Here is a 22,959-nt window from a genome sequence, read left to right as displayed (position 1 = left end):
TTTGGATGAATCGTCATCGCGCTTTAGGTTGTTGTTTGCGCATGATCTTTCCGGAAAACCGCTTCGCACTTTTCCGGATCATGCTTCAGCCCCTCTTCTGCCGGGCTTCAGTGGATTCGACCCACCAGAAGAACAGCCCGGCACCGATTGCCAGTGCGGCGAACCAGACGATGTCGGGAACGTTCGTCACGTCCGGGAGGCGAATCTTGCCCAGCGCCCAGATGTTGAGCACGTGGGTCTTCAGCCAGTCGAAGCTCAGCGCGTAGAGGATGGCGCCGACGACCATACCGAGCGCGCCGATCAGAGCATGAACGCTTCCGGTTGCAATGGCGCCGAGCGCCGTTCCAGGACAGTAGCCGTAGACCACCATGCCGACGCCGAACAATGCGGCGCCGAGCGCGACCGCCAGCATGTTGGCATCCTTCACGTAGTATTTCGTGTTGCCGGTATCGACGAGCAGCAGCACGCCGATGCCGCCGACCACGATTGCCGTGCCCATCACCTTCAGCACGGTGAAGTCGCGCAACCGGAATTGATTCTCGATCACGTTACAACTCGTCACCTTGCCTCGCTGCAGGAGGAAGCCGAAGGCTGCACCCATCAGGACCGGACCGAGGATTGTCATCATTGTGGCCATCCCAATTCTCCTCACCGCGTACGGAACATGAGGGCGGAGATAGCGAGTCCCGTGGCGAACATGACCGCCAGGAACAGCCAGCTCGAGACCGCAAGCTGCAAGCCGCCGGAGATGCCGTGCCCGCTGGTGCAACCGCCGGCAAGCCGGGCGCCGTACATGATCACGACGCCACCGAGGAACGCGGCGACGAAACGTTTCGTAACTGACGGGCCGAACCGCTCCTTCCAGACATCAGGCACGAGCTCGAGCCGCCACGTACCCGATATCATCGCCGAGAGGAACGCGCCGAGCGGTATGCCGACGAGGAACCAGACGCCGTAGTCCCACTTCAGCGGCATGCTCTTCCAGTAGGAATTCTGCGCCACAGCCTCCGGCCCGACCACCGGCACAGCGAACAGTGAGGCGATGCGCGAATAGGCGGTGGTGACGCCGAGCGGATCCCCGAATACCGCAAAAGCAACCCAACTCAACAGCCCTATTCCGGCGCCGACGAGATAGGGCGACCAGTCGATACGCGCGGCGCGCGGCGCTTCGCGAACGTAGCCTTCCGTGATGGCGGTCATGTGCGTTTCCCCGGGACGGCGGCAGTCTACCCGCGTTCCTGCGGCTCGATCGGCTCGCATCGTGGAAAATCATATTCAAGGATTTAGATTTAGCAATCTCTAAAATATAAAATCACGCGCCCGATGCCGGCGACTTTGCCGCTTGGTGCGGCCGCGGCATGCCGGCACGGTCGACGAGCAGATCGGTCAACCCTGCGCCCAACCACATGCCGCCGAGCACGAGCCAGGCGGTGAGCGCGAAGACCGAGGCACCGGTGACGCCGGCGCCGACCGCGCAGCCGCCCGCGAGCATCGCGCCGAAGCCCATCAGCACGGCCCCGAGCAGATAGCGCCGCATACCGAGCCCGTCAGAGAATCCCTCGAGCTTCAGTTCATGGCTACGCGCCGCGGCCAGAAACGAGCCGAGAAAAACACCGGGGACGATGCCGAGGTCGAAGCCGAGCCGGAGCTGCGCGCTGTTGAGCACCAGCATCAGCACCTCGGCCGACGGTCCGCTGAAGGTGAGGCTCTTCAGCGTCACCGGCGCGAAGGAGGCCTGCGACAGCTGGTAGGTGAAGAGCCAGCCGGCGACGACGGCCGCCCCGGTTGCAAGCGCGGCAAGGATCAGCCGGCGTGGCAGCTGGCTGCGAAAGGCGAAGGACAGGCCCGCAATCAGCCATACGGCTCCGAAGGCGAGCTTCTCGGGCGTGCCGGCGCCGAACATCGCCATGATGTCACGCGACGGGCCGCCATCGACCAGCCACAGATTGGTCACCCATTCGCGCGCGGGCGACAGCAGGCCGCGATAGGAAGCTTGCGCGGTCACCGCGAACACCAGCCCCGACAGCAAGGCCCGGAGATTGCCGTTGGCCGAGAGCACCAACAGCCGGCTGGCGCAGCCTCGCGCCAAAATCATCCCGCAACCGAACATCACCCCGCCGAGAAGCGCGCCGGAAATGCTGCCCTGCTGTGCGAGCTGGCGCGCCTCGGAGACGTCGAGCCAGCCGAGCGCGACCAGGCCTTGCGTGCCGACCAGCGCCGCGGCGAAGGTCAGGAGCCAGACCGCAAGGCGCGGCCCGCCCTCGCCGCGGGAGAATTCAACGGCTGCGGCGCGCAGGCAGAAGCGGCTGCGCTGCGCGAAGAATCCGAACAGGCCGCCGACCACGAGGCCGCCGAGCCATGACAGCCGGTCTTCACCCAAGAGATCGATGATCGACGTCAGCACGTCCGCCTCGGCTGTTCCTGCGCGCATGCGAGTCTAGCGATCCCCGCGCCGCGTCCCATGAGGCAGATCAAGGCTCGGCGCCGCCGCATGCCGGAACACAGCGGCTTCAAGGGCGCAAATAGGCAAATCCCTGCTGTTGCAGCTCGGCGAGCCGCACCACGCCGCCCTTCTCGGCCACCACGAAACCGGGCGTGAGATCGTCCAGCTTGACGCCTTGCGCCTTCATGGTGTTGGCGCAGGCGTCGAAGCCGACACCGGCATCGACGAGCTTCGTCATCATCGCAATCGTGTGGTCCTGGGCCGCGAGCGCGTGGAAAGCGCGCAGCGCCGGCCCATGCACGACCAGCCTGATGTCGGCCTTGCCGGGTCCGCCGACGCCGTCGACGTGGTTCTGCAGATTGCCCAGAACGAAGACGACGCGATCGGCATCGGCGAGATGATAGGCGACGCGCTGACGCGCGGGCGTTTCCGTCGCCGCGGATGCCTGGCGCATCGTGAAGGCGCCAAATAACCCGGCAAGGCTCGCGCGAAGCATGGATCGACGCTGCATGGTCCCCCTCCTATCGTGTCTGCTTGATGAACTCAGCGATGCGGTCGGCGACGTCTTCCGCGAACAGGTCGCGGAAGAAATGATCGGCATCCTCGATCTTGTCGAGCTGAACCCTGCCCCCGCTCGAAGCGGCAAGCGGCGCGAAGGCAGCGGCCACATCGGGCACCACGCTGTCCTTGGTCGCGGCGAGCACCAGCACCGGCAGCTTCACGCGCGCCACGAGAGCGGCCGTGTCCTGACCGGCATCGGGACCGTAGAACGACGCAAATGCGCGGGCGGATGCCACGGCATTGCGACAATAGATGAAGCCGGGGACGTCCATCCACTCCCCGCCGCGGCCCGCCGCAACCGCTTTCGTTGCCAGCTCCAGAAACGGTTCGAGCGGCTTGCCATAGGTCTTGGCGTAGGAGGCGCGCAAATCGGCCTCGGCTTTTGCGGTCACCGGCGCCAGCAGCACCGCGCCCGCGACCTGCGGGGTGCCGCTGGCTGCGAGATAGCGCGCGACCTGGTTGCCACCGCGCGAATGGCCAAACGCGAAGACCAGCCGGGACACGTCCCTCGCCCGCGCGACCCAGGCGCCGATCTCGGCAACCGCATCCTCGGCGACATGGTCATGCCGCACGGCGCAGTCATACATGCCCTTGCGGCGATCGAGCCCGAGCGACAGCGTATGGGCGAGCGAGGCGATGCCGCGCTGCTCCAGCGCCTTGGCAACGCCCTGAATGACCTCCATGTCCTTGTGCGCGAGCGTGCCGTGGGTCATCACGACGAGCGGCGTGTCCGATGTCATCGTGCCGGGCGTGCGCAGCGTCGCGAGCGTCGCGCGGCCGTCGACCGACAGTTCGAGCTCCTGCTCGGCCGCGCGCGCGGGCACCGCGAGCGTCAGCAAGACCGTCAGTCCCAGCAACCAGCGCATCGAGAGCTCTCCTCACCGCTCGGACAATCTCACATGATCCTGTGGGTTCATGCACAACCGCTTCCACGTCGTCATGGCCGGGCTCGTCCCGGGCATGACGAGTTTGAGGTTCCAGCACACCGCATCAACACGAGTCGCATATGCGATTGCCCTCCCCTACGGCCGGACAATCGTCCAGTTCTTCTCCGCCAAATCCATCAGCGCGGCAACCCCGACCTGGGTGACGCTGACGCCCTCGATCAGCGGCGGTCGCCTGTCCTCCTTCGCCGCCAGCGTCTCCAGCGTGTTGCCGCAGGCGATGAAGCTCACATTGGGCATCGATTTCAGGAAGTTCACCAGCCGCTCCTTCACCGGCGAGCGGTCCGCGAGCAGCATGTCGAGGCCGCCGTTGAAGGCGACGACCACGATTTCGACGTCCTCGCCCTGCCCGGAATAATGCCGCGAGACGTTGGCGGCGACATCGAGCACGGCGCGCATCTTGACCGGGTCGTCGTCGCTGATCTGCAGCGCGAGCCTGTGAGGCTCCGCCGCCCGGGTCACGGCCGGATGGATCGCGACGAGCAGGCCGGCCGCGAGAGCCGCGCGCAGCAGCGTGCGGCGGCTCGCCCGGCCGTATTTCACTCCACGCCCCGCGACTTCTTCTCCTTGCCGTCCTCGGGCGTGACGTCGATGGCGGCAGCGCGCCCGGTGATCTTCACCGGGGCGATGCAATCCTTCATGCAGGGGTCTTTCCGCCAGAACGACTTCTCGCTGATGGCGCGGTCGTCCATCACAAAGCCCTGCTCGTTCGGCATCTTGATCGTGGCAAGGGTCTTTCTGTTCAGCTCGAAGTTCTGATCGGTGACGACGTCGTTCAGATACAGGACGTAAGCGACCAGCGCGTAATATTCATCGACCGACAAGGATCCCGTATTGCCATAGGGCATGGCGTGCCTGACGTAGTCGAACACGGTGGAGGCATAGGGCCAGTACGAGCCCACCGTCTTGACCGGATTGTCCGACGTCAGCGAGCCCTTGCCGCCGGCCAGCACCGGCCAGCGGCCGTTGCCCTCGCCGAACTCGCCGTGGCAGGTCGCGCAATTGTCCATGAACAGTTTTTCGCCCTGCGCGACGGTGCCCTTGCCTTCCGGCAGGCCCTGCCCGTCCGGGCGCACGTCGATATCCCAGCCGCGGATCTCGTCCGCGGTCGGCGCGCGGCCGATGTGATAGCGCGGGCCGCCCTTGGCATCCGCCTTCTGCTGCGCAAGCGCCGGCGCGCCCAGCACGCAGGCCGTCAGCGCCACTGCAATGAGCTTAAGCGACTTCGACATTCTCGACCTCACCATTGGCCTGCACATGCCAGGTCTGGATGCCATTGTTGTGATAGATGGAGTTGACGCCGCGGATCTTGCGCAGCTCGGCCTTGCTCGGCTGCACGTAGCCGGTCTCGTCCTGCACGCGCGATTGCAGCAGCAGCGGCTCGCCGTTCCAGTCGAACTCGTAGTAGAAGCGCGTCAGCGCCTTGTCGAGCACGGGCCCGTCGAGCCGCGCCGGCCACCAGTTGCGGCCGCCGTCGAGCGACACGTCGACGCGCTTGACCTTGCCGTTGCCGCTCCAGGCCAGCCCCGACACGATGGTAAAGCCCTTGCCGTGCCTGATCGGCGCCTGCGGGCTCGGGCTCGTGATCACGGACTTGGCGTCCATCGACCAGGTGAAGCGGCGCGCCTTGCCGTTCGGCATGAGGTCCGTGTATTTCGAGGTCTCCTCGCGGGTGTGCCAGGGCTGGTCGCCGACCTTGATGCGGCGCAGCCATTTGACCCAGAGATTGCCCTGCCAGCCCGGCACGACCAATCGCATCGGATAGCCCTGCTCGGGATAGAGCGCCTCGCCGTTCATCTTGTAGGCGATGATGCAATCGTCGAGCGCCTTCTCAATCGGCAGGCTGCGGTCCATCGCGGCGGCATCGGCGCCTTCGACCAAGAGCCATTTGCCGTTGGTCTTGACACCGGCCTCTTCCAGCAGCGTGCGCAGCGAGACGCCGGTGTACTGCACGCAATGGATCATGCCGTGGGTGAACTGGCAGCCGTTGAGCTGGGCGCCACGCCATTCCATGCCCGAATTGGCCGCGCACTCCATGAAGTGGATGCGGTTGACGCGCGGATAGCGCTTCAGCTCGTCCAGCGTGAGAATGAGCGGTCGCTCGACGAGGCCATGGATCATCAGGCGATGATCGGCCGGATCGACCTCCGCGATGCCGCCGTGATGGCGTTCGAAACAGAGCCCGTTCGGAGTGATGATACCTTCGAGCTCGTGCAGCGGGGTGAAGCTCACCGAGGATTCGCGCGAGGCGGTCAGCCATTCGACGTCGCGCCGCACCACGTCCTTTTCGAATTTCGACGGCTTGCCGTAGGGCCGCACCGCGACGCCCTCGCCGAGCGACCTGGTCCATTCCGGGACGTTGGGCGGCTGGTTGGCGGGATTGCCGCCGGCGGCAGCCGGCCTTGCCAGCATCGTGGCCGCGACGCCTGCGCCGGCGGCCAGGAAGCTGCGACGGGATTGGCTGTCTGTCTTCGACATCGCTTGTTACGCTCCGGTGACTTTGACGGCCCGGTTGGGCTCGAGACGAACGGTCTTCTGCCGCGTCAAATAGTTCGCGACGACGTCCCAGATCGGCGGCCCCTCGGTGCCTTCGTTGACGCTGGCCCAGCCCGCGACCTGATACTCCCTGGCGGGATCGATCGGCGCACCGGTCTTGACCATCTGCATGTCCGAGATGCGCTGCCCTTGCGGCTTGGCGACGTCGATCGCGTAGGACAGCCCGCCGATCCGCACCATGTCGCCGCCCTGCTGGTAATAGGGATCGACGTTGAAGAGATTGTCGGCGACGTCCTCGATGATCTCCTTCAGCCGCGCGCCGGTCATGCCCATGCGGTAGACCGCGGGATAGGTGATCGCGGTGGCGTTGGTGACGTCCTCGAAGGTGATGTCCTGCCCCGGCAGCACGCTGGTGCCCCAGCGGAAGCCGGGCGACAGCGCGATCTCGGCGTCACGCTCCTGCAGCAGGGCCTGGCAGATCAGGTCGTCGAACGTGCCGTTGAAATTGCCGCGGCGGTAGAGCAGCGAGTCGGTCTTGCCGAGCACTTTGGCGAGATCGGAGGCGAAGGGCTTGCGCACCGCGGCGATCCTGGCGGCCATCTCGGCGTCCGCACTGATCACGTCGGAGAACAGCGGAATCAGCTTGTACCTGTAGGCCTTGACCTCGCCGTCGCGGACGTCGAGATCGAGCCGCGAGACGAACTTGCCGGACGAGCCCGAGGCGATCAGCAGGGTCTTGCCGACCTTCACCGCCTCAGGCAGCGCGTCATGAGTATGTCCGGTCAGGATGACGTCGATGCCCTTGACGCGGCTCGCAAGCTTGCGATCGACGTCGAAGCCGTTGTGCGAGAGCAGCACGACGAGCTGCGCGCCGCCCTTGCGGGCCTTGTCGACCTGCGCCTGGACGTCCTCCTCGCGCACGCCGAACGACCAGTTCGGAATCATCCAGCGCGGATTGGCGACCGGCGTATAGGGGAAGGCCTGGCCGAGCACCGCGATCTTGACGCCGCCGCGCTCGATCATGGTCGAGGCGTCGAACGCCGCCTCGTTCCATTCGGTGTCGCGGATGTTGAGGCCGAGGAACGGGAAGCCGAGGCCTTCGATGGCCTGCTTGACCCGCTCGGTGCCATAGGTGAACTCCCAATGGCCGGTCATGGCATCGGGCTTGAGCAGCGCCATGCAATCGATCATGTCCTGGCCGCGCGTCTTCAGCGACGACCACGAGCCCTGCCAGGTGTCGCCGCCGTCGAGCAGCGCGACCTTGTCGCCGCGCTCGGCGCGGATCGCCTTGATCACGGTCGCGGCGCGATCGAGGCCGCCGATCTTGCCATAGCTCTTGGCCAGCGCCTCGAAATCCTCCGAGGTCAGGGCATAGGCCGCCGACGAGCCGGGCGCGATGCCGAAGCGGGCGAGAAACTCCTTGCCGGTGACGTGCGGCGGCAAGCCCTTGGCCTCGCCGACGCCGAGATTGGTCGAGGGCTCGCGGAAATACAGCGGCATCAGCTGGCCGTGAATATCGGTCACGTGCACCAGCGTGACGTTGCCGAGCGGCTCGAATGCCAGCAATTCCTTCTCGGTCAGGCGCTGCTGGGCGACCGCCCGGGTCAGGCCGGAGCCTGTGCCGGCCAGCGCGGCCGTGGCCGCGGCGACCTGCATGAATTCGCGGCGAGAGATCATGCGCGATGCTCCTGGAAACCGTGGTTAGTTGCGCACCGAGGGCGTCTCGACCGGCAAGCCGATGCCGCGCCAGGCGACATAGAGCTCGAGCGCGAGGAACTCGTCCGAGAGCGGCTTGAACGGCTCGGCGCGCACGTCGAACATGCAGCCTTCGAAGCGCTCGTGCAGCGGCACCAGGCGCTGGTCGCGCAGCCGGTAGGTCGGAAAGCCGTTGGTCTGGCCCTGGCTCAGGAAGTCGGCGCGCATGAACTTGCCGTTGTTGCGCTCATGGCAGGACTCGCAGGCAAGATCGAGCTGGCCATAGCGCGTGTAATAGATCTGCTTGCCGCGCTCGAACCAGGGCGACATCGGCCCGTCGGTCTTCACTGCCACGGGCATGCCGTGCGACTGGTAGCGCACGAAGGTGGTCATGTCGGTCAGCTCACGGGATTTGAATTTCCAGGGCTCCGCCTTCATGTGCTCGCTGCGGCAGATGTTGATGCGCTGCTCGAGATTGACCGGCTTCTTCAGCTTGTCGTCCCATTTCGGCATGGCGGCGCCGACGCCCTTCATGCTGGTCTCGGCCTCGCCGTGGCAGCTCATGCAGGACTTGCCCTCGCTGCCTTCCGCCTTCTTCCAGGCGTCGGCCGCGCGCTCCACCGCGAGGAATCCCGGGTTTTCGAGGTCGTCGTCCTGCAGCGCGCGGGTCTCCTTGCTGCGGAATTCGTAGCCGGAGATGATGGTCTTGAAGACGTGGCCGGGCGGCGCCGCAACGCCCTTGCGCTCGGCGTCGTCCGCGACCGCGAGGGTCGCAACCGACGCGGCGGCCACGACCAGAGCGGCCAACCCAAGATATCGTCGCGCCATCGGTGCCTCCCTCAATGCGCCGCGCGCATCATGCCTTGAGCGCAATCTTCTCTTCGGCCGCGATCACCGAGCCGTCGTCGTCGGTCCAGGCGAACTTGAAGGTTCCGGCCTCGTCGATCCTGGCGTCGAACTGGATGTAGGGATTGGCCGAGATCGCCGGCTCCAGCGCGCACGAGAACACCGGCTTGCCGTTGAACTCGCAGGCGAACTTGTTGATGATCTTGCGCGGAATGGTCTTGCCCTGCGCGTCCTTGCGCTGGCCCGATTCCATGACGTGCGAGACCAGGGTCTTGATCTGGATCACCTCGCCCTTGGCCGCTTCCTTGGGGAGCTTGATGCGCGGTTTGTCTGCCATTGTTCCTCTCCTGAAGCCTTTAGCCGCCGCAGCCGCCGATGGTGACCTTGACGGTCTTCTGCTCCGTGAACAGCGACCCGTCACTCATCTTCGCGACCGCAATCACGTTCTGCGTGGTCGCGAGCCGGATCCGGATCGAGGCTTCGGCCTTGCCGGACAGCGGCGTGAACGACAGCGTCGCCACGCCCGCGTTCGGGTTGCCGTCGGCGAGGATCATGACGTCCTTGACGTAGGAGTCCGCGGTCATCGGGCTCTCGACGTTGATCGACAGCGGAACGGTGTTGCCGTTCTCCGCGATCTCCGGCAGGTCGAGCGAAATCTTGCCCTTCACCGGCTGCTTGCCGCCAGTGAACTTCTCGATCCACTTCGCCGCGTCGCCCGTCACTTCGGCATCCGCCGCCATGGGCATCAGCGTCAGCATGACGAAGCCGCCCCCGAGCGCAAATGCCTGCCGTCGATTGATGGCTTTCATTCCTGATCCTCCTCGCCGTCAGTTCAGCGTCTTGAGAAAAGCGATGACGTCCTCGACCTGCGCGGCCGTCAAAATGGACTTGCCGACGAATTCCGGTCGCACCCGGCTGAGGCCGTCGTTCCTGAAGAACGCCGGCATGACCGTGTTGGTGAAGATGCGCTTGGGGTCGGCGACGATGAGGCGGAGTTGCGCCTCGCTGTAGCGGCCGGCGACGCCGTCGAGCGACGGGCCGAACTCGCCGTGGAACTCCTCCGACTTCAGGCTGGTGACCTGATGGCAGGCCAGGCAATTGCCGAGCGTGCGCGTCAGGAACACCTTCTTGCCGGCGGCGGCATCGCCGGGCGCGCCGGTCAGGGATTTGGGCAGGGAGTCGTTGACGACATCGAGCTTGATCGGCTCCTTGACGGCCTCTTGCGCGAGGCCGGCACTGGCCGACAGACAAAGTGCAAACGCAGCCGCAAGCGAGCGCCGCATGTTTCCTACCCTTATCGCGGGGTGACGCCCGCTTTCGACCACGATGGACTCACGGTCCATCAAATTCAGTTATTATGATATGTTCATATGAATGGCAGCGTCAAGCGAAATTCGCTGGACGCGTCCCATCAGCCGTTGGCAGCGAGGAAATCCCGGAACGAGCCGCGCTCATAGGCGCGCTCCCGCACGAAGCGGAACATCGCCAGGAAGTGCGGCGGCTTGAGATAACCGGGTGCCCGCGCCACCTCGCGCGCCATCGCGTCTTTCGCTTGGAGGCCATCCACGGACGGCGGAAAGAACTGGAAGGTGGGCGTGAAGCGGATGCCGTATTTCCGGGCGAGGTCCTTCTCCGCCAATTCCTCGCGGTCGAAATCGGTCACCTTGCGCGAGCCGATCAGGTTGAGCTGCAATACCTCGAAATTGTCGCGGATATAACCGGCGATGCCGGCATCGGCAAAATTCACCAGATGCGTCTCGCGGCAATAGGGACAGCCGCGCAGCTCCCACATGATGGCGAGGCGCTTGCCGCCGGCCGCGGCGCTCTCCAGATCCTCGCGCAGATCGAGGAAGCTCTGCAGGAACCAGGGCTCGTGATAGAGCCCGTCTTCTCCCACGGCGGGCTCGGCCGCCGCCGCGCCGCGGCCGGCCAATGCCGCGCCGGCGACTAACGAGAGAAGACCGCGTCGCGTCGGCGTGCGAAGCGACAACAGGCTTTCGGGCGTCGGAAGATCTTGCGCGCTGCTCATTTTCATTATGATATTCGAATACACGAATGTGACAAGGAGTTCCGATCTTGCGCTGCACCATCGTGCTGCTGGCCTGGCTCGCCTCGAGCGCACTCGCGTTTGGTGCGGAGGCTGAAAAGCCAGCGGATTTCGTCTCGGCGATGGCGCCGATCATGGCCAATCTGCGCACGGCCGCGAGCTATGCGCGCACCGGAAACGTCGCGCTGGCGCAGATCGAGACCGACGAGGCCGTCGCCCGGTGGAAGCAGCTCGCCCCGAACGCGCCCGGCCTCCTGCCCGCTCATCCGCCAGCCGATGTGTCGGGATTTCTCGACCGGGGGCGCGACCAGCTCACGACGATCGCGGGCGCGCTGGACCGCGGCGACAATGCCGCCGCCGGCCGCGAGCTGCTTGCGATCCGGCAGGCTTTTCACGCGCTCCGGCGCCAGGCGGGCCTCTACGATCTCGGCGATTGCATCTTCGAGATCGCGCCCGCCATGGAAACGTTGCGGGTTGCCGCGATCAGGTACGGCGACCAGCCGGCATCGGCGAACGCCGAAGGGACTGTCGCCGCCGCAAGCGCATTCCGCGATCGGCTCCAACGCTGCAGCGAATGGGCAAATGGCGAGATCGCCGCTCAAGGCGAGTTTCGCCGTCTGATCGACGGCGCCATCGCCAGCAGCGGCGAGATCGCACATGCCGCGATGGCGGGTGACGGTCCCCTCGTGCATCGCTACCTCATCGAGCTGCAGTCCTTCGCCCAGTTGCTCGACTTCCGCTACGGCTAGAGCGTTTTCGAGCGAAGTGGACACCGGTTCGCGTGAAGAAAACGCGTCAAAACAAGAATCTAGAGCTTCAGTTCTGATTCAATCAGAACCGAAAATGCTCTGGGCTCAGCCGATGCTGGTCAAAACGGGGAATTGCTCGAGCAGCCATTCCGAGACCGCGGGCATCAAGCCGGTCAGGAACATCAGACCGGTGGCGACCAGGAAGGCGCCCATCGTCTTCTCGATCAGACCGAGATGCCGGCGCAGGCGGCCGAGCGCGGCGATGAAGCGGCCGGTGAAGGCCGCCGCGATCAGGAAGGGAATGCCGGTCCCGACCGAATAGGCGAGCAGCAGCAGCGCCCCTCGCCCGGTCGTGTCCTCCGAACCCGCCATCAAGAGCACGGCTGCGAGGATCGGGCCCGCGCAGGGCGTCCAGCCGAATGCAAAGGCCAGCCCCATGACGAAGGCCCCCGCCACGCCGGCCGGGCGGTTGTCGACCTGCACGGTGGCGCTGCGATAGAGCAGCGGGATCCTGAGCAGCCCGAGAAAGTGCAGGCCCATGACGATGATCAGCCCGCCCGCGACGATGCCGAGCGTCGACAGATGCGCGGAGACGAAGCGTCCCGCGATCGAGGCCGTCGAGCCGAGCGCGATGAAGACCAGCGAAAAGCCCGCCACGAAGGCCAGCGCAGAAATCAGGATACGTGGCCGCAGATCCGGCCTGTCGCCAGACAGATCCGTGACCGAGACGCCGGCCATGTAGCACAGGAAGGGTGGGACCAGGGGCAGGATGCAGGGCGACAGAAACGACAACAGGCCTGCGACAAAGGCCGCGCCCAGCGTGACGTCCAAGGTCATTTCCGCCCCATCCCTAGCACATATACGAATTTAATGATATAAAGCGCCGAGAACGTCTGGAAAGCAAGCCCGCCAGGCAAACCCGAAAAGGCCCGGTTACGCAGCATGAACAGAATCGTCGTTTTGCTTGCCCTCGCCATCGGGCTCGCGCTGCCCACGACCGCATCGCGCGCCGCCGAGCTCGTCATGTTCGAGCGGCCCGGCTGCGCCTGGTGCGCGCGCTTCGACGCCGAGATCGGGCCAATCTACGGCAAGACCGGGGAAAGCCGGACCGCACCGCTGCGCCGGGTCAACCTGAGCGGCCCCCTTCCCGCCGATCTCGCCGGAATCGATCCGGGTCCCTTCACGCCGACCTTCGTCGTGGTACAAGAGGGCCGCGAGATCGGACGCATTCGCGGCTATCCGGGGGATGCCTTCTTCTTCGGCCTGTTGGACCGAATCCTGTCAAGCACGGGATCGGAACCGGAGAAGTCGTGACCGGTCTTGCCGATTTTGCTGAGAGGAACTTGACGCGATGCCGTTGCCGAAGCTGAAGGAGATCGAGGGCTCCGCCGAACTCGAGCAGATGATCGAGAAGGCGCGCGAGGCCAGCGACATGCTCAAGGCGCTCTCGCACGAGTCCCGATTGCTGCTGCTCTGCATCCTCGCCGAGGGCGAGAAATCCGTGACCGAGCTCGAGCAGTTCCTGGGCGAGCGGCAATCGACCGTCTCGCAGCAGCTTGCGCGGCTCCGGCTCGATCGGCTGGTGACGACCCGGCGCGACGGCAAGACCATCTACTACAGTCTCGCGAGCGAAGACGTCCGCAAGATTCTCACCGCCGTTTACGACGTGTTCTGCGAGCCGGTGCGCCGGCGCCGGCGGTAGTTTCTTCCGCGCTAGCTTTTCGCGCCCCACCGGCGCAGACTACCCGCGGGCTAACCAAGAAAAGAAGCGGGAGGAATGCTGAGCCCTTCGATCATAGCCTTTGCGTGCGGGCTCACCGCCGGCGCCGTGCTCGGCGTTGCCGGCCGAGCCGGGCGCTTCTGCACGCTGGCAATGCTCGAGGACGCATTCTTCGGATCGGACTATCGCCGGCTGAAATCCTTTGCGCTGGCCGCTGCGGTCGCGCTGCTCGCGACCCAGGCGCTTGCCGCGTTCGGCATCGTCGATCTGTCGCGCTCGATCTACCTCACGGCGTCGATCGGCCTTGGCGGCGCGATCCTTGGCGGGCTGATGTTCGGCGTCGGCATGGCCCTGGTCGGCACTTGCGGCTTCGGCACATTGGTACGCGTCGGCGGTGGCGACCTGCGTGCCATCGTGGTTTTTCTCGTGCTCGGCCTGTCGGCGCTCGCCACCATGCGCGGCATCACTGGCATGCTGCGGCTGATGCTGATCGAGCCGTTATCGGTGCGGCTGCCCGAGGGAAGCACCCAGACATTGACGTCGCTGCTCGGCGCCGGCGGCACGATGCGCGCGATCCTCGTCGTGGCCATTTCCGCCGCGCTCGCCTTCTGGGCCCTTGCCGATGGCAGGCTGGTGCGGTCGCCGCGGCTGCTGGCCTCCGGCCTTGCCGTCGGCGCCGCAATCGCGTTCGGCTGGTTCGCGACCGGATGGCTCGCCGACGATGAGTTCGATCCCGCGCGGGTCTCCTCGCTCACCTTCGTAGCGCCGCTAGGTGACGCCATTCTCTACATCGCCACCTTCTCCGGCGCGCGGCTCAATTTCGGCATCGGTTCGGTCGCTGGCGTCGTCGCAGGCTCGTTCGCCGCCGCGATGCTCGCGCGCGGCTTCCGCTGGGAGGCCTGCGACGACGCGCGCGAGCTGAAGCGTCACATGATCGGCGCGCTGCTGATGGGCATCGGCGGCATCATGTCGATGGGCTGCACCATCGGCCAGGGCCTGAGTGCGTTTTCGACGCTCGCGATCTCCGCGCCCATCACGATGTTGGCCATCGCCTGCGGCGCACGGCTCGGGCTCGAGTTCACGATGACCGGCGAGTGGCTGCCGGCCGTGCGCAGACTATTCGGGGCCTCGACCTGACGGGTTCGCCGTCAGTGAGACGGCGCGCGCACCGTAAGCTCGGGCGCGCGCACCGTGAGCTCGTAGGTGACGCCGTCGGGCAGAAAGCCGCCGAGCCAGTTGTAGCCTCTCTTCTCAAGCTGCGGAAACAGGAACAGCGGCTCGCGGCTGAGAAACGCCGTCAGCGTTTCTCCGGCCGCAAGCGTCTCGGCCGCGGCGAGGATCCTGGTCATCGGCTCCGGCGGATCGAGCTCCCTGGTGTCGAGCCGCAGCTTCGAGTCCGGCCATTTGGCACTGGGCTGTACTTTCGTTGCCAGGACCTCGGCGGGCACGCCGGTCGGCGTGAACAACACCTGCCAATCGCCGCCACCGATCTCCGTCGCGGAATGGGCAAAGCCTCTGCCGGCCATCACATCGAACAAGGGCACGGGCTTGAACGGCGCGTACAGCCGGATGCCCTGGCCCGGCTGGACGCTGTCCACGGCCGCCATGATGGTCGAGAAGGGCTCGCCGCCGGCGCGCAGGATCGGACGGACATCGACATCGAGGTAGTCGGTCATCTCTTGTCCCTTCCCTGCAACGCCATGCCATCAATCGACTGAAACGGCCCAGCCGCCCGGCGCCGGCGCCAGCGTCGACGGCTCCGCGGCCCTCGCCGCTCCCGCATCTTGCAAGGCAGCCACCACCGCCCGCGCGACAAGGTCCTCGATGCCGGGACCGCTGCCCATGATGCCTGCGAACACCACGTCGCGGCGGCCGAGCCGTGCCACCAGCTTCGGCGCATCCTTGGCGCCGTGCAGGCCTTCGCCGGAGAACAGGCCGAGGACAATCGCGGGCCCGCTGATCGATGCGACGGCCTCTTCGAGCGACGGTGGCTCCTCCAGGAAGGCGACCACGACTTTTCGGCAGACCGCGCGCGTCTCGATCTCACGCGCGACCTGCTCGGTGGCCTGGCGCGAGGCGGGATTGCGCTTCGAGCCGTGCGCCAGCAGCACGAATGTGCAGTCCTCCGGCGCAAAACCATGGCCGCGCGCGCAAGCCACGGCCTGATCGCACAGGAGATCAGGCAGGCCCGGATCGAGCCCCAGCGGCGGCAGCATGTCGATCCTGCGGTCATCGCCCTTGGCTTCGTCGAGAAGCTGAACCAGACGGTCGCGGGTGAAATAGCCGCTGGAAGCAAACAGCGGGTAGACCAGAATCCGGCTGGCGGTCAGCGTCTCCAGAGCTTCCCGGATGCCGGGCGTACCCGAGATGAAGCCGATGGCGACCTCGGCCACCAGACTGCGAGAAGCCAGTGCGCGTGCGAGCTGGAACGCGCCCTGGTTGCCGGCATCGGGCCGCCGCTCGCCATGGGCCGCCAACAGCAATGCGATCGACGGGACAGAGCCCGGCTTCTCAATGACTGGTGCCATCGGAAAAGGTGATCTTGTTCCAGACGTTGTATTTGCCCGAAGGGCGCGACATCGGAAGACGCTTCACTTCGGCAAAGGTTGCGGCATCATAGACCACCAGCGCGCCCTGGTCTTCCCAGATCGACACCAGGGCATAGCGCCCATATCTGTCAAATTCGACATGCGCCGCCGTCTTGCCGGGTTCCGGCGTGACGCGGCGGACCACTTCCAGCGTGCGCTTGTCGATGATCGACAGCGTGTCCTTGCCGCTGCCCATCATGCTGTCGGTCCAGGCATAGGGCGTGTTTTCGTGGCTGCGCATGAAGAAGCCGGGTCCTGGCGTCTCGATCACCTTGATCTGCGACCAGTCCTGCATGTCCAGCACACTGATCTTGCCCGCCTTCAGCAGCGGCGTCGCCATCACCAGCCGGCCGTTCCACGTCCAGGAGATGCCCGAGCCGAGATGAGGCAGCCCCGGCAGATCGAGCTGCTTGATGTCGCGCCCGACCGTCAAATTGACCACGATCGCCCTGCCCTCCCGCGCCGAGCCGATCAGATTGCGATAGGGCGGATCGAAGAAGAAGTCATCGAGCGGCTCCGGGGTCTCGATCCGGCGCAGCGCGAACAGCCCTTGCGAGGACGGCAGTGCCTCGATCATGCCCTTCTCGTGGCTGTGCACGAAGCCGGCATAAACTGGCCCCGCGTTCGGATCGGTCGCGATCTCCCAGATCTCCGGAACGTCCTTCAGCGCCGCGATGAAGCTGTTGCGCGATGGCGCCTGATACACCGCCGAGACCCGCGAGGACGTCCCCAGGCGATCCTTCACGTCGAAGATCTTCTCGACCGACAAATCGTCCGCCGAGAGCATCACCAGCGTGTGCGGCAGATAGTTGGCGACCGCGATGTGCTTGCCGTCCCGCGAGATCGCGATGTTGCGCGCATTGATCCCGGCGCGCACCTCCGTCAGCATGGTCAGCGTCCAGAGATCGTACTTGCTGACCCAGCCGTCGCGCGACATGAAGAAGACGTAGCGGCCGTCCGGCGTGAATTTCGGGCCGCCATGCAGCGCGAACCGCGTCTGGAAGCGCGCCAATGGTTCGATGCGGTCGCCGTCCAGGATCGTCGCGTGATGATCGCCGGCCTCGACCACGACGAACAGGTTCATCGGGTCGGCCTCGAAACGCGGACGCTCCAGCGGCGGCGCGATGGCATGCACGACGCGGCTGGCGTCGATCTCGGCCGCGCCCCAGGCCGGCACCGCGGACAACGGCGATGAGACATAGGCCGCAAGCGCTGCGATCTCGTCCTTGCCGAGCTTGCCCGAGAAGCCCGGCATCTGCGTCGCGGTCCGTCCGTCGGCGATCACCGCGGCGGCGCGCGCGCCCATCATGCGGCCGAGATTTTCCGGCAGTAGCGCGGGACCGAGACGGCCGAGCCGGTCCGCGCCGTGGCATTCGGCGCAATTGTCCGCGAACAGTTTTGGCGCATCCGGCTCGGCGCGCGCGGGGCTTGCCAGCGCGAGCAGCGCGAGTGCGACGAGAATGCGATCAAACGGAGAGCGGCGCTTCATGTCGTGTTCCGCGATAGATACTGGTCTTGACCCGCTCGCTTGGTTCCGCAAGGCCGATCTCGGCATCGCCGAGATAGCAGCCGGGATCTTCCGCCCAGGGATCGCCGGTGACCCGTTGCGCGCGCACGCGGGTGTTGCCGTTGCAGATGTCGAAATAGGCGCAGGCACCGCAGCGGCCGGAGACGTGACGCGGCTTCTGCTTCAGCCCCGCCATGATCGGATCGGAGGTGTCGGGCCAGATCTCGGAGAAGGGACGCGTCTTCACGTTCCCCAGCGTATGGTGCCACCACATCGTATCGGGGTGCACGTTGCCGAGATTGTCGATATTGGCGACGTTGACGCCGGATGAATTGCCGCCCCAGCGCACCAGTTTTGCGCGCAGGCTCGCGGCATGATGGGGTACGGTTCGCTCCGCCCAATGCAGCAGATAGACCGCGTCGGCATCGTTGTTGCCGGTCACGATCTCCATCTCGCTGCCCGACTGCGCCCAGCGCCAGGCCCGCGCGATCACCATGTCCATGCGATCGCGCGTCGTCTGCCACATGGCATCGTCGCCGCGGTTCTTGTTGCCGCGGCCGGCATAGACGAGATGCGAGAGGTAGAATTTCGGAAAGTTCTCCTGCTCGACCAGATCGAGCAGGCGCGGCAGCTCCGCCGCGTTGTCCTCGGTCATGGTGAAGCGCACGCCGACCTTGATGCCGCGGTCGCGCAGCAACCGCAAGCCGTTCAGCGCCTCCTCATAGGCGCCCTGCTTGCGGCGGAAACGGTCATGGGTCTCGCCGATGCCGTCGAGCGAGATGCCGACATAGTCGTAGCCGATGTCGCGGATGCGGCCTGCCATGGCGGCATCGACCAGGGTGCCGTTGGACGACAGGCCGACATAAAATCGCATCGCCTTGGCGCGCGCCGAGATCTCGAAGATGTCGCGCCGCATCAGGGGCTCGCCGCCCGACAGGATCAGCACCGGAACGCGGAACGCCTTGAGGTCGTCCATCACGCCGAACACCTGCGCGGTGGAGAGCTCGCCGGGAAAGTCGACATCGCCGGAGATCGAATAGCAATGCTTGCAGGTGAGGTTGCAGCGGCGGATCAGGTTCCAGATCACCACCGGTCCCGGCGGCTGCCGAACCGGCCCGGTCGGGGCCGGCTCGTCCAGCTCGCGCAAATATTGGCTCAGGCGAAACATGACCGTCTCCCGTCAGGCGGCGATGCGAAGGCCGGTCTTCTTCAAGATCCGGGTCGAGAACAGAACCTCGTGGGCCCGCGCCGCGGGACCGACCAGCACGGCAATCTCGGCAACCTTCGCCCGCACCTCGTCGCGGCTGCGACCATGGACCATGGCAAAGAGATTGTAGGGCCAGAGCGGCAGATGCCGCGGCCGTTCGTAGCAATGCGTGACGAAATCGAGCGCACCGACCCTGGCGCCGATGTCGGCAACGACCTCGTCGGCGATGTCCCACACCGACATGCCGTTCGCGGTGTAGCCGAGCGCATAGTGATTGGGGATCGCGCCGATGCGGCGGATCGCACCGTCCTCGAGCAGCCGCCCGAGGCGACTGACGATTTCGGCCTCGTCGAGGCCGAGCCTGCCGGCGAGCGCGCGGTACGGCTCGGCGACCAGCGGAAGTCCTGCCTGCGTAGCGGCGATCAGCTTGCGATCGATGGCATCGAGCATGACTAGACCTCCACGCGGAAACCGACGAAGAACTCGCGCGTCTTGGGCATTGCGCGCACACGAAGGCCCGTCTCGCGCTCGATCTCCGCAATCACCTGGTCAATGCGCTCAGGGGCATCGGTCGACACGACGAACCACATGTTGAGCGCGTGATCGCGCTCGTAATTATGCGCGATCTCGGGATGGGCGTTGACGAGCTCGGCGACCTCGTCGAACCGCTCGCGCGGGACGGCGATCGCGGCGAGACAGACGGCGCCGCCGAGGGCTTCGGCATTCCAGAGCGGGCCGAACCGGCTGAGCTGCCCGCCCGCGATCAGATGGCCGATCTCCTCGATCATCTCGCCCTCGCTGAGGCCCAGCTTCGCGCCGGCATCGCGGTAAGGCCGCTGCGTCAGGGGAAAGCCGCCCTGCAGGCCGTTGATGATCGCCTTTTCGGTCGGGTCGAGCGAGCGCATCAATTCGCCTCCTTGCGCCCAGAGAAGACGGCGCCGCGCTGCTTGAAGCAGCGCTTCGAAAACAGCACGGCCTGCTGCATCAGGCCGGTCTCGGCGAGCAGGTTCAGCTCGTCGATCGCGGCATGGGCCTCCTCGCGCGCGCGCGCATGCACCATGCAGAACAGGTTGTAGGGCCACACCGGCGGCCGGGGCGGACGCTGGTAGCACAGCGTCACGCTGGGATGACGGGCGAAGATCGCGGCGACATCGTCGATGATCCCGTCCGGGATGTTCCAGACCGCCATCGCGTTCGACCGGAAACCGAGCTTGTCGTGGCGCACCACGCAGCCGAAACGCGTCACCACGCCGGCTGCGACCAGATGCTCCAGCCGTGCGATGACCTCGTCCTGGCCGAGTGCGAGCTGATCGGCGACCGCAAGATAGGGATGCTCGACCAGCGGCAGCCCATTCTCGATCGCCGCGAGAATGCGCCGGTCGCGCGGATCGGGACGATAGTCTCCCGCGGCCGGCGCGCGGCGCTTCTGCGCGCGTGGCTCGCGCAACGAAAAGCCGAGGCCGAGATGATAGGCCTGCACCATCGGCAAATCCACGACGGGCAGCCCCGTTTGCGCCTCGATCCTGTCGATGGTGCCGCCGATCGCCTGGGCGTCTCCGCCGGCGATCACGAACCAAAGATTCAAACCGTGCTCGCGCTCGTAATTATGCGTAACCAGCGGCTCGCGGCTGACGATCCCGGCGACCCGCTCAAGTCGATCGGGCGGGACTTGCAGCGCGGCCAGCGTGCTCGCGCCCACGGTGTTGGGGCGGACCACGGCACCGACCCGGGAGATCAGGTCGCACTCCCGCATGCGACGAAACACGCCGATCGTGGCCTGCTCGTCGAGCGCGGCGGAGCGGCCGACGATCTCGAACGGCTTCTCGACAAGCGGAAAATCGTGCTGCCAGCGATCGATGAGAGCGAGTTCGACGGAGCTTGGCGTCATTGTCCGATCCTTGTCGCGCGGGCGGTGAAGAAGATTCCGGACGGCTTCTGCGCCGGGATCTCCGTCTTCTTGGCAAAGGAGGCGGCGTCGTAGACGTCGATGCGATCGGCATCGCGTACCGAGACCCAGACCTCGTTGCCGCGCGGGGTGAACTCCATGTGGAGGACCGCCGGGCCGGGCGTCAGGCGATGGATCACCTTCAGCGTCTCGGTGTCGACGATCTCGATCGTGTCGTTGAAGGGGTGCGCGAAGTTCACCCAGACGTGGCGCCCGTCGGGCCGCGCCACGGCGAAGACCGGCTGGCCGTGGGTGGCGGTGCGTCCGACCTCGGCAAAGCTGCGAAGATCGACCGCGATCAATTCGTGATGGCCGACGGCGGGAAGCAGCAGCTTGTCGCCCGCGGCGCCCCACCCTTCCAGATGCGGCATCTTGTAGACCGGCAGCGCCTCCTGGCCGCGGCCATAGCCGCTCAGGATGCGCTCGGCCTTCAGCGGCGCGCGCCAGGTGTCGACATGCACGACGCCGTCCTCGCCGAACAGGCCCGCAAGATAATGGCGGCCGTCGGGCGTGACGTTGCCGTCATAGGGCAGCTTGCCGACATCGGTCAGCCTGGTGATGGCGGGGGTCTCGACATGGGTAAGATCGGCGACCCAGATCTCGCCGGCGTCGTACAGCGCCCAGGCGAAACGCCGTCCGGGCAGGTCGACCAGTCCGACCGTCTTCGAGGACTTGCCGCCCTCACCCGTTGCCGGAATGTTGGCGACGGGATCGAGCGTCCTGGCATCGAAGATCTTCACGCCGCCCGGCTCGTAGTTCGAGACCGCGATCAGCGCGCCGTCGTCGGAGATCGCACCGCCGATCGAATTGCCGGCCTGCACGATGCGCCTTGTGATCGTGCTCGTGAGCATGTCGACCTTGGTGAGGCCGCCGTCGCGGCCGAAGACATAGGCGTAGCGCTGGTCCGGCGAGAACACCGCGGAGGCATGCGAGAGATCGCCGAGCCCCTCGACGCGGCCGATCGATTTGCGCTCGGTGGCATCGACGATCAGCACCGAGCCCGTCGCGCGCTCCACCACGAGGCCGAGATTGCCGGTGCCGCGCAGCTCGTCGGCGCGCGAGAGCACCGGCATCAGCAGCAGCAGGGCCAGACACCACCGCGCCACGAACCTCATGGCAGATCTCCCTGCTGCAGATGCTCCACGATCCAGCGCACGTCGGCTTCGCTCAGCAACGGACGCCACGGCGGCATCGGCGTGCCCGGCACGCCGTCGAGCACGATGCTGACGAGCTGGTCGCGGCTCCAGGCGCTGAGATGGTCCGGCGTCAGCGGCTTGCCGAGCCCGCCTTTCAGCGTCAGCCCGTGGCAGGAGCCGCAGTCCTGCCGCACCAGATTGGCAAGCCTTGCAGTATTCCTTGCGGCATCGACATCTTCATCGCCCGCGGCAGCCGGCCCGATCGCAACGGCCGATGCCAGGGCGACGCTAGGCCACAACTGAAATCGCCTCGCAAATTGCCGCATCGCTCCGCGCGCTCCGTTCCAGCGCGATCGCCGCGACCTTCCCGATGATGAAAAGGACGGGACCGCTGAAGGAGGCGTCTTTCAGAGCGACCGGAAGCGCCTCCAGCGACGCACATATTCGGCTTTCCTGCGGCGTCGTACCTTGACACACAGCAAAGACCGGCGTGGTTCCCGGCAGCCCCTGCGCGATCAAATTGCCGACGATCTCGTCGATATTGGCAAGGCCCATATAGACGACGAGCGTGGTGTCGGGATCGGCGAGGCTTTTCCAGTCGAGATCGAGCGGCTCGTTGGCCTTGCGATGGCCGGTTACATAGCGCACGCCGGAGGCCAGGCCGCGATGCGTCAGCGGCATCCGCGCGGCCGCGGCGCAGCCCTGTGCCGCGGTGATTCCCGGCACCACCTCATAGGGAATGCCTGCCAGCTCGAGCTCGGCCGCCTCCTCCGAGCCGCGTCCGAAAATGAAGGGGTCGCCGCCCTTGAGCCGGACCACCGTGCGGCCGGCGCGCGCCAGCCGGACCAGCATCTCGTTGATCTCTTCCTGCGGCACCGGATGATGGGCGGCCTGCTTGCCGACATTGATCTGGAGCACCCCGTCCGCAATGGTCGCCAGGATGCTCGGTGGCACCAGGCGATCATAGACGACGACGTCGGCCTCACGAAGCGCGCGGACCGCCTTCAGCGTGAGCAGCTCGGGATCACCGGGACCGGCGCCGACCAGATAGACCTTTCCAACAGCCATGATGCGC

The 22,959-nt window shown here is 66.0% G+C and carries 29 protein-coding genes; 4 read left to right on the top strand and 25 right to left on the bottom strand.

Annotated elements, in window-relative coordinates; all coding sequences use genetic code 11:
* Positions 1-85: 85 nt before the first annotated feature.
* The 14 genes from UNPF46_RS05710 to UNPF46_RS05645 form a co-directional block, all read right to left on the bottom strand.
* On the bottom strand, positions 86-637 hold the full coding sequence (locus tag UNPF46_RS05710) for a YeeE/YedE thiosulfate transporter family protein (protein ID WP_142249375.1): 552 nt from the start codon (positions 635-637) through the stop codon (positions 86-88).
* 11 nt (positions 638-648) lie between these two features.
* Complete coding sequence (locus UNPF46_RS05705; RefSeq protein WP_142249374.1) at positions 649-1,200, bottom strand: YeeE/YedE thiosulfate transporter family protein; 552 nt, start codon at positions 1,198-1,200, stop codon at positions 649-651.
* A gap of 112 nt (positions 1,201-1,312) precedes the next feature.
* Positions 1,313-2,404 carry a YeeE/YedE family protein gene (locus UNPF46_RS05700; protein ID WP_142249383.1) on the bottom strand — a complete coding sequence of 364 codons (1,092 nt, stop codon included), beginning with the start codon at positions 2,402-2,404 and terminating at the stop codon, positions 1,313-1,315.
* A gap of 106 nt (positions 2,405-2,510) precedes the next feature.
* A complete protein-coding gene (locus tag UNPF46_RS05695; protein ID WP_142249373.1) occupies positions 2,511-2,954 on the bottom strand; it encodes a DsrE family protein in 444 nt (147 codons plus the stop codon).
* Between the two features lie 10 nt (positions 2,955-2,964).
* On the bottom strand, positions 2,965-3,870 hold the full coding sequence (locus UNPF46_RS05690; RefSeq protein ID WP_142249372.1) for an alpha/beta hydrolase: 906 nt from the start codon (positions 3,868-3,870) through the stop codon (positions 2,965-2,967).
* Between the two features lie 156 nt (positions 3,871-4,026).
* Positions 4,027-4,461: a DsrE family protein gene (locus UNPF46_RS05685; RefSeq protein WP_181769807.1), complete on the bottom strand. Its 435-nt coding sequence runs from the start codon at positions 4,459-4,461 to the stop codon at positions 4,027-4,029.
* Positions 4,462-4,487: 26 nt separating this feature from the next.
* Positions 4,488-5,180, bottom strand: a complete 693-nt coding sequence (locus tag UNPF46_RS05680; RefSeq protein ID WP_246668606.1) for a c-type cytochrome — start codon at positions 5,178-5,180, stop codon at positions 4,488-4,490.
* Positions 5,164-6,426: a sulfite dehydrogenase gene (soxC, locus tag UNPF46_RS05675; protein ID WP_142249369.1), complete on the bottom strand. Its 1,263-nt coding sequence runs from the start codon at positions 6,424-6,426 to the stop codon at positions 5,164-5,166. The genes UNPF46_RS05680 and soxC overlap by 17 nt, the downstream gene beginning before the upstream one ends.
* Positions 6,427-6,432: 6 nt before the next feature.
* Positions 6,433-8,121, bottom strand: a complete 1,689-nt coding sequence (gene soxB / locus UNPF46_RS05670) for a thiosulfohydrolase SoxB (RefSeq protein ID WP_142249368.1) — start codon at positions 8,119-8,121, stop codon at positions 6,433-6,435.
* 24 nt (positions 8,122-8,145) lie between these two features.
* Positions 8,146-8,967, bottom strand: a complete 822-nt coding sequence (soxA, locus tag UNPF46_RS05665; RefSeq protein ID WP_142249367.1) for a sulfur oxidation c-type cytochrome SoxA — start codon at positions 8,965-8,967, stop codon at positions 8,146-8,148.
* Between the two features lie 28 nt (positions 8,968-8,995).
* Entirely contained in the window at positions 8,996-9,322 is a 327-nt protein-coding gene (gene soxZ, locus UNPF46_RS05660; protein WP_142249366.1) for a thiosulfate oxidation carrier complex protein SoxZ, read from the bottom strand.
* A 19-nt stretch (positions 9,323-9,341) separates the two neighbouring features.
* Positions 9,342-9,794, bottom strand: a complete 453-nt coding sequence (soxY, locus tag UNPF46_RS05655) for a thiosulfate oxidation carrier protein SoxY (protein ID WP_142249365.1) — start codon at positions 9,792-9,794, stop codon at positions 9,342-9,344.
* 18 nt (positions 9,795-9,812) lie between these two features.
* Entirely contained in the window at positions 9,813-10,268 is a 456-nt protein-coding gene (gene soxX, locus UNPF46_RS05650) for a sulfur oxidation c-type cytochrome SoxX (RefSeq protein WP_181769801.1), read from the bottom strand.
* 128 nt (positions 10,269-10,396) lie between these two features.
* The gene (locus UNPF46_RS05645) at positions 10,397-11,020 is read right to left on the bottom strand and encodes a SoxW family protein (protein ID WP_502705482.1); all 624 of its coding nucleotides are present in this window, start codon (positions 11,018-11,020) and stop codon (positions 10,397-10,399) included.
* 41 nt (positions 11,021-11,061) lie between these two features.
* Here UNPF46_RS05645 and UNPF46_RS05640 point away from each other — a divergent pair, with 41 nt between their 5' ends.
* Positions 11,062-11,781, top strand: coding sequence for a hypothetical protein (locus tag UNPF46_RS05640; RefSeq protein WP_181769800.1), 720 nt, complete (start codon positions 11,062-11,064; stop codon positions 11,779-11,781).
* A gap of 105 nt (positions 11,782-11,886) precedes the next feature.
* Here UNPF46_RS05640 and UNPF46_RS05635 read toward each other — a convergent pair whose 3' ends face one another.
* A complete protein-coding gene (locus UNPF46_RS05635; RefSeq protein WP_142249363.1) occupies positions 11,887-12,618 on the bottom strand; it encodes a cytochrome c biogenesis CcdA family protein in 732 nt (243 codons plus the stop codon).
* Positions 12,619-12,723: 105 nt separating this feature from the next.
* On the opposite strand from UNPF46_RS05635, the gene UNPF46_RS05630 reads away from it, so the two are divergent.
* The 3 genes from UNPF46_RS05630 to UNPF46_RS05620 all read left to right on the top strand — a co-directional run bounded on the left by UNPF46_RS05630 (position 12,724) and on the right by UNPF46_RS05620 (position 14,638).
* Complete coding sequence (locus UNPF46_RS05630; protein ID WP_142249362.1) at positions 12,724-13,095, top strand: thioredoxin domain-containing protein; 372 nt, start codon at positions 12,724-12,726, stop codon at positions 13,093-13,095.
* A gap of 37 nt (positions 13,096-13,132) precedes the next feature.
* Positions 13,133-13,483 (top strand): ArsR/SmtB family transcription factor, encoded by a 351-nt coding sequence (locus UNPF46_RS05625; RefSeq protein ID WP_028137430.1) that lies wholly within the window; start codon positions 13,133-13,135, stop codon positions 13,481-13,483.
* A 75-nt stretch (positions 13,484-13,558) separates the two neighbouring features.
* Complete coding sequence (locus tag UNPF46_RS05620; RefSeq protein ID WP_142249361.1) at positions 13,559-14,638, top strand: YeeE/YedE family protein; 1,080 nt, start codon at positions 13,559-13,561, stop codon at positions 14,636-14,638.
* An 11-nt stretch (positions 14,639-14,649) separates the two neighbouring features.
* Here the strand turns inward: UNPF46_RS05620 and UNPF46_RS05615 are convergent, their stop codons facing one another.
* The 10 genes from UNPF46_RS05615 to cobA are packed head-to-tail and all read right to left on the bottom strand — an operon-like array spanning position 14,650 to position 22,952.
* Positions 14,650-15,177 carry a DUF2249 domain-containing protein gene (locus tag UNPF46_RS05615; RefSeq protein ID WP_142249360.1) on the bottom strand — a complete coding sequence of 176 codons (528 nt, stop codon included), beginning with the start codon at positions 15,175-15,177 and terminating at the stop codon, positions 14,650-14,652.
* 30 nt (positions 15,178-15,207) lie between these two features.
* Positions 15,208-16,029, bottom strand: coding sequence for a CbiX/SirB N-terminal domain-containing protein (locus UNPF46_RS05610; RefSeq protein ID WP_142249359.1), 822 nt, complete (start codon positions 16,027-16,029; stop codon positions 15,208-15,210).
* Positions 16,013-17,578 carry a nitrite reductase gene (locus UNPF46_RS05605; RefSeq protein WP_142249358.1) on the bottom strand — a complete coding sequence of 522 codons (1,566 nt, stop codon included), beginning with the start codon at positions 17,576-17,578 and terminating at the stop codon, positions 16,013-16,015. The genes UNPF46_RS05610 and UNPF46_RS05605 overlap by 17 nt, the downstream gene beginning before the upstream one ends.
* Complete coding sequence (gene nirJ, locus UNPF46_RS05600; protein WP_142249357.1) at positions 17,556-18,764, bottom strand: heme d1 biosynthesis radical SAM protein NirJ; 1,209 nt, start codon at positions 18,762-18,764, stop codon at positions 17,556-17,558. Before nirJ ends, UNPF46_RS05605 begins: the two co-directional genes overlap by 23 nt.
* A 12-nt stretch (positions 18,765-18,776) precedes the next feature.
* Positions 18,777-19,253 (bottom strand): siroheme decarboxylase subunit beta, encoded by a 477-nt coding sequence (gene ahbB, locus UNPF46_RS05595; RefSeq protein ID WP_142249356.1) that lies wholly within the window; start codon positions 19,251-19,253, stop codon positions 18,777-18,779.
* A gap of 2 nt (positions 19,254-19,255) precedes the next feature.
* A complete protein-coding gene (locus tag UNPF46_RS05590; RefSeq protein ID WP_100177712.1) occupies positions 19,256-19,708 on the bottom strand; it encodes an Lrp/AsnC family transcriptional regulator in 453 nt (150 codons plus the stop codon).
* A complete protein-coding gene (gene ahbB / locus UNPF46_RS05585; RefSeq protein WP_142249355.1) occupies positions 19,708-20,691 on the bottom strand; it encodes a siroheme decarboxylase subunit beta in 984 nt (327 codons plus the stop codon). Before ahbB (UNPF46_RS05585) ends, UNPF46_RS05590 begins: the two co-directional genes overlap by 1 nt.
* Entirely contained in the window at positions 20,688-21,863 is a 1,176-nt protein-coding gene (locus UNPF46_RS05580) for a cytochrome D1 domain-containing protein (RefSeq protein ID WP_142249354.1), read from the bottom strand. The genes ahbB (UNPF46_RS05585) and UNPF46_RS05580 overlap by 4 nt, the downstream gene beginning before the upstream one ends.
* Positions 21,860-22,183 carry a c-type cytochrome gene (locus tag UNPF46_RS05575; protein WP_246668605.1) on the bottom strand — a complete coding sequence of 108 codons (324 nt, stop codon included), beginning with the start codon at positions 22,181-22,183 and terminating at the stop codon, positions 21,860-21,862. The genes UNPF46_RS05580 and UNPF46_RS05575 overlap by 4 nt, the downstream gene beginning before the upstream one ends.
* A complete protein-coding gene (gene cobA, locus UNPF46_RS05570; RefSeq protein WP_142249352.1) occupies positions 22,173-22,952 on the bottom strand; it encodes a uroporphyrinogen-III C-methyltransferase in 780 nt (259 codons plus the stop codon). Before cobA ends, UNPF46_RS05575 begins: the two co-directional genes overlap by 11 nt.
* Positions 22,953-22,959 lie beyond the last annotated feature (7 nt).

The sequence above is a fragment of the Bradyrhizobium sp. UNPF46 genome (genome assembly GCF_006658625.1).
Lineage (GTDB): Bacteria > Pseudomonadota > Alphaproteobacteria > Rhizobiales > Xanthobacteraceae > Bradyrhizobium > Bradyrhizobium nitroreducens.
This window is presented reverse-complemented; position numbering and strand designations above follow the sequence as displayed.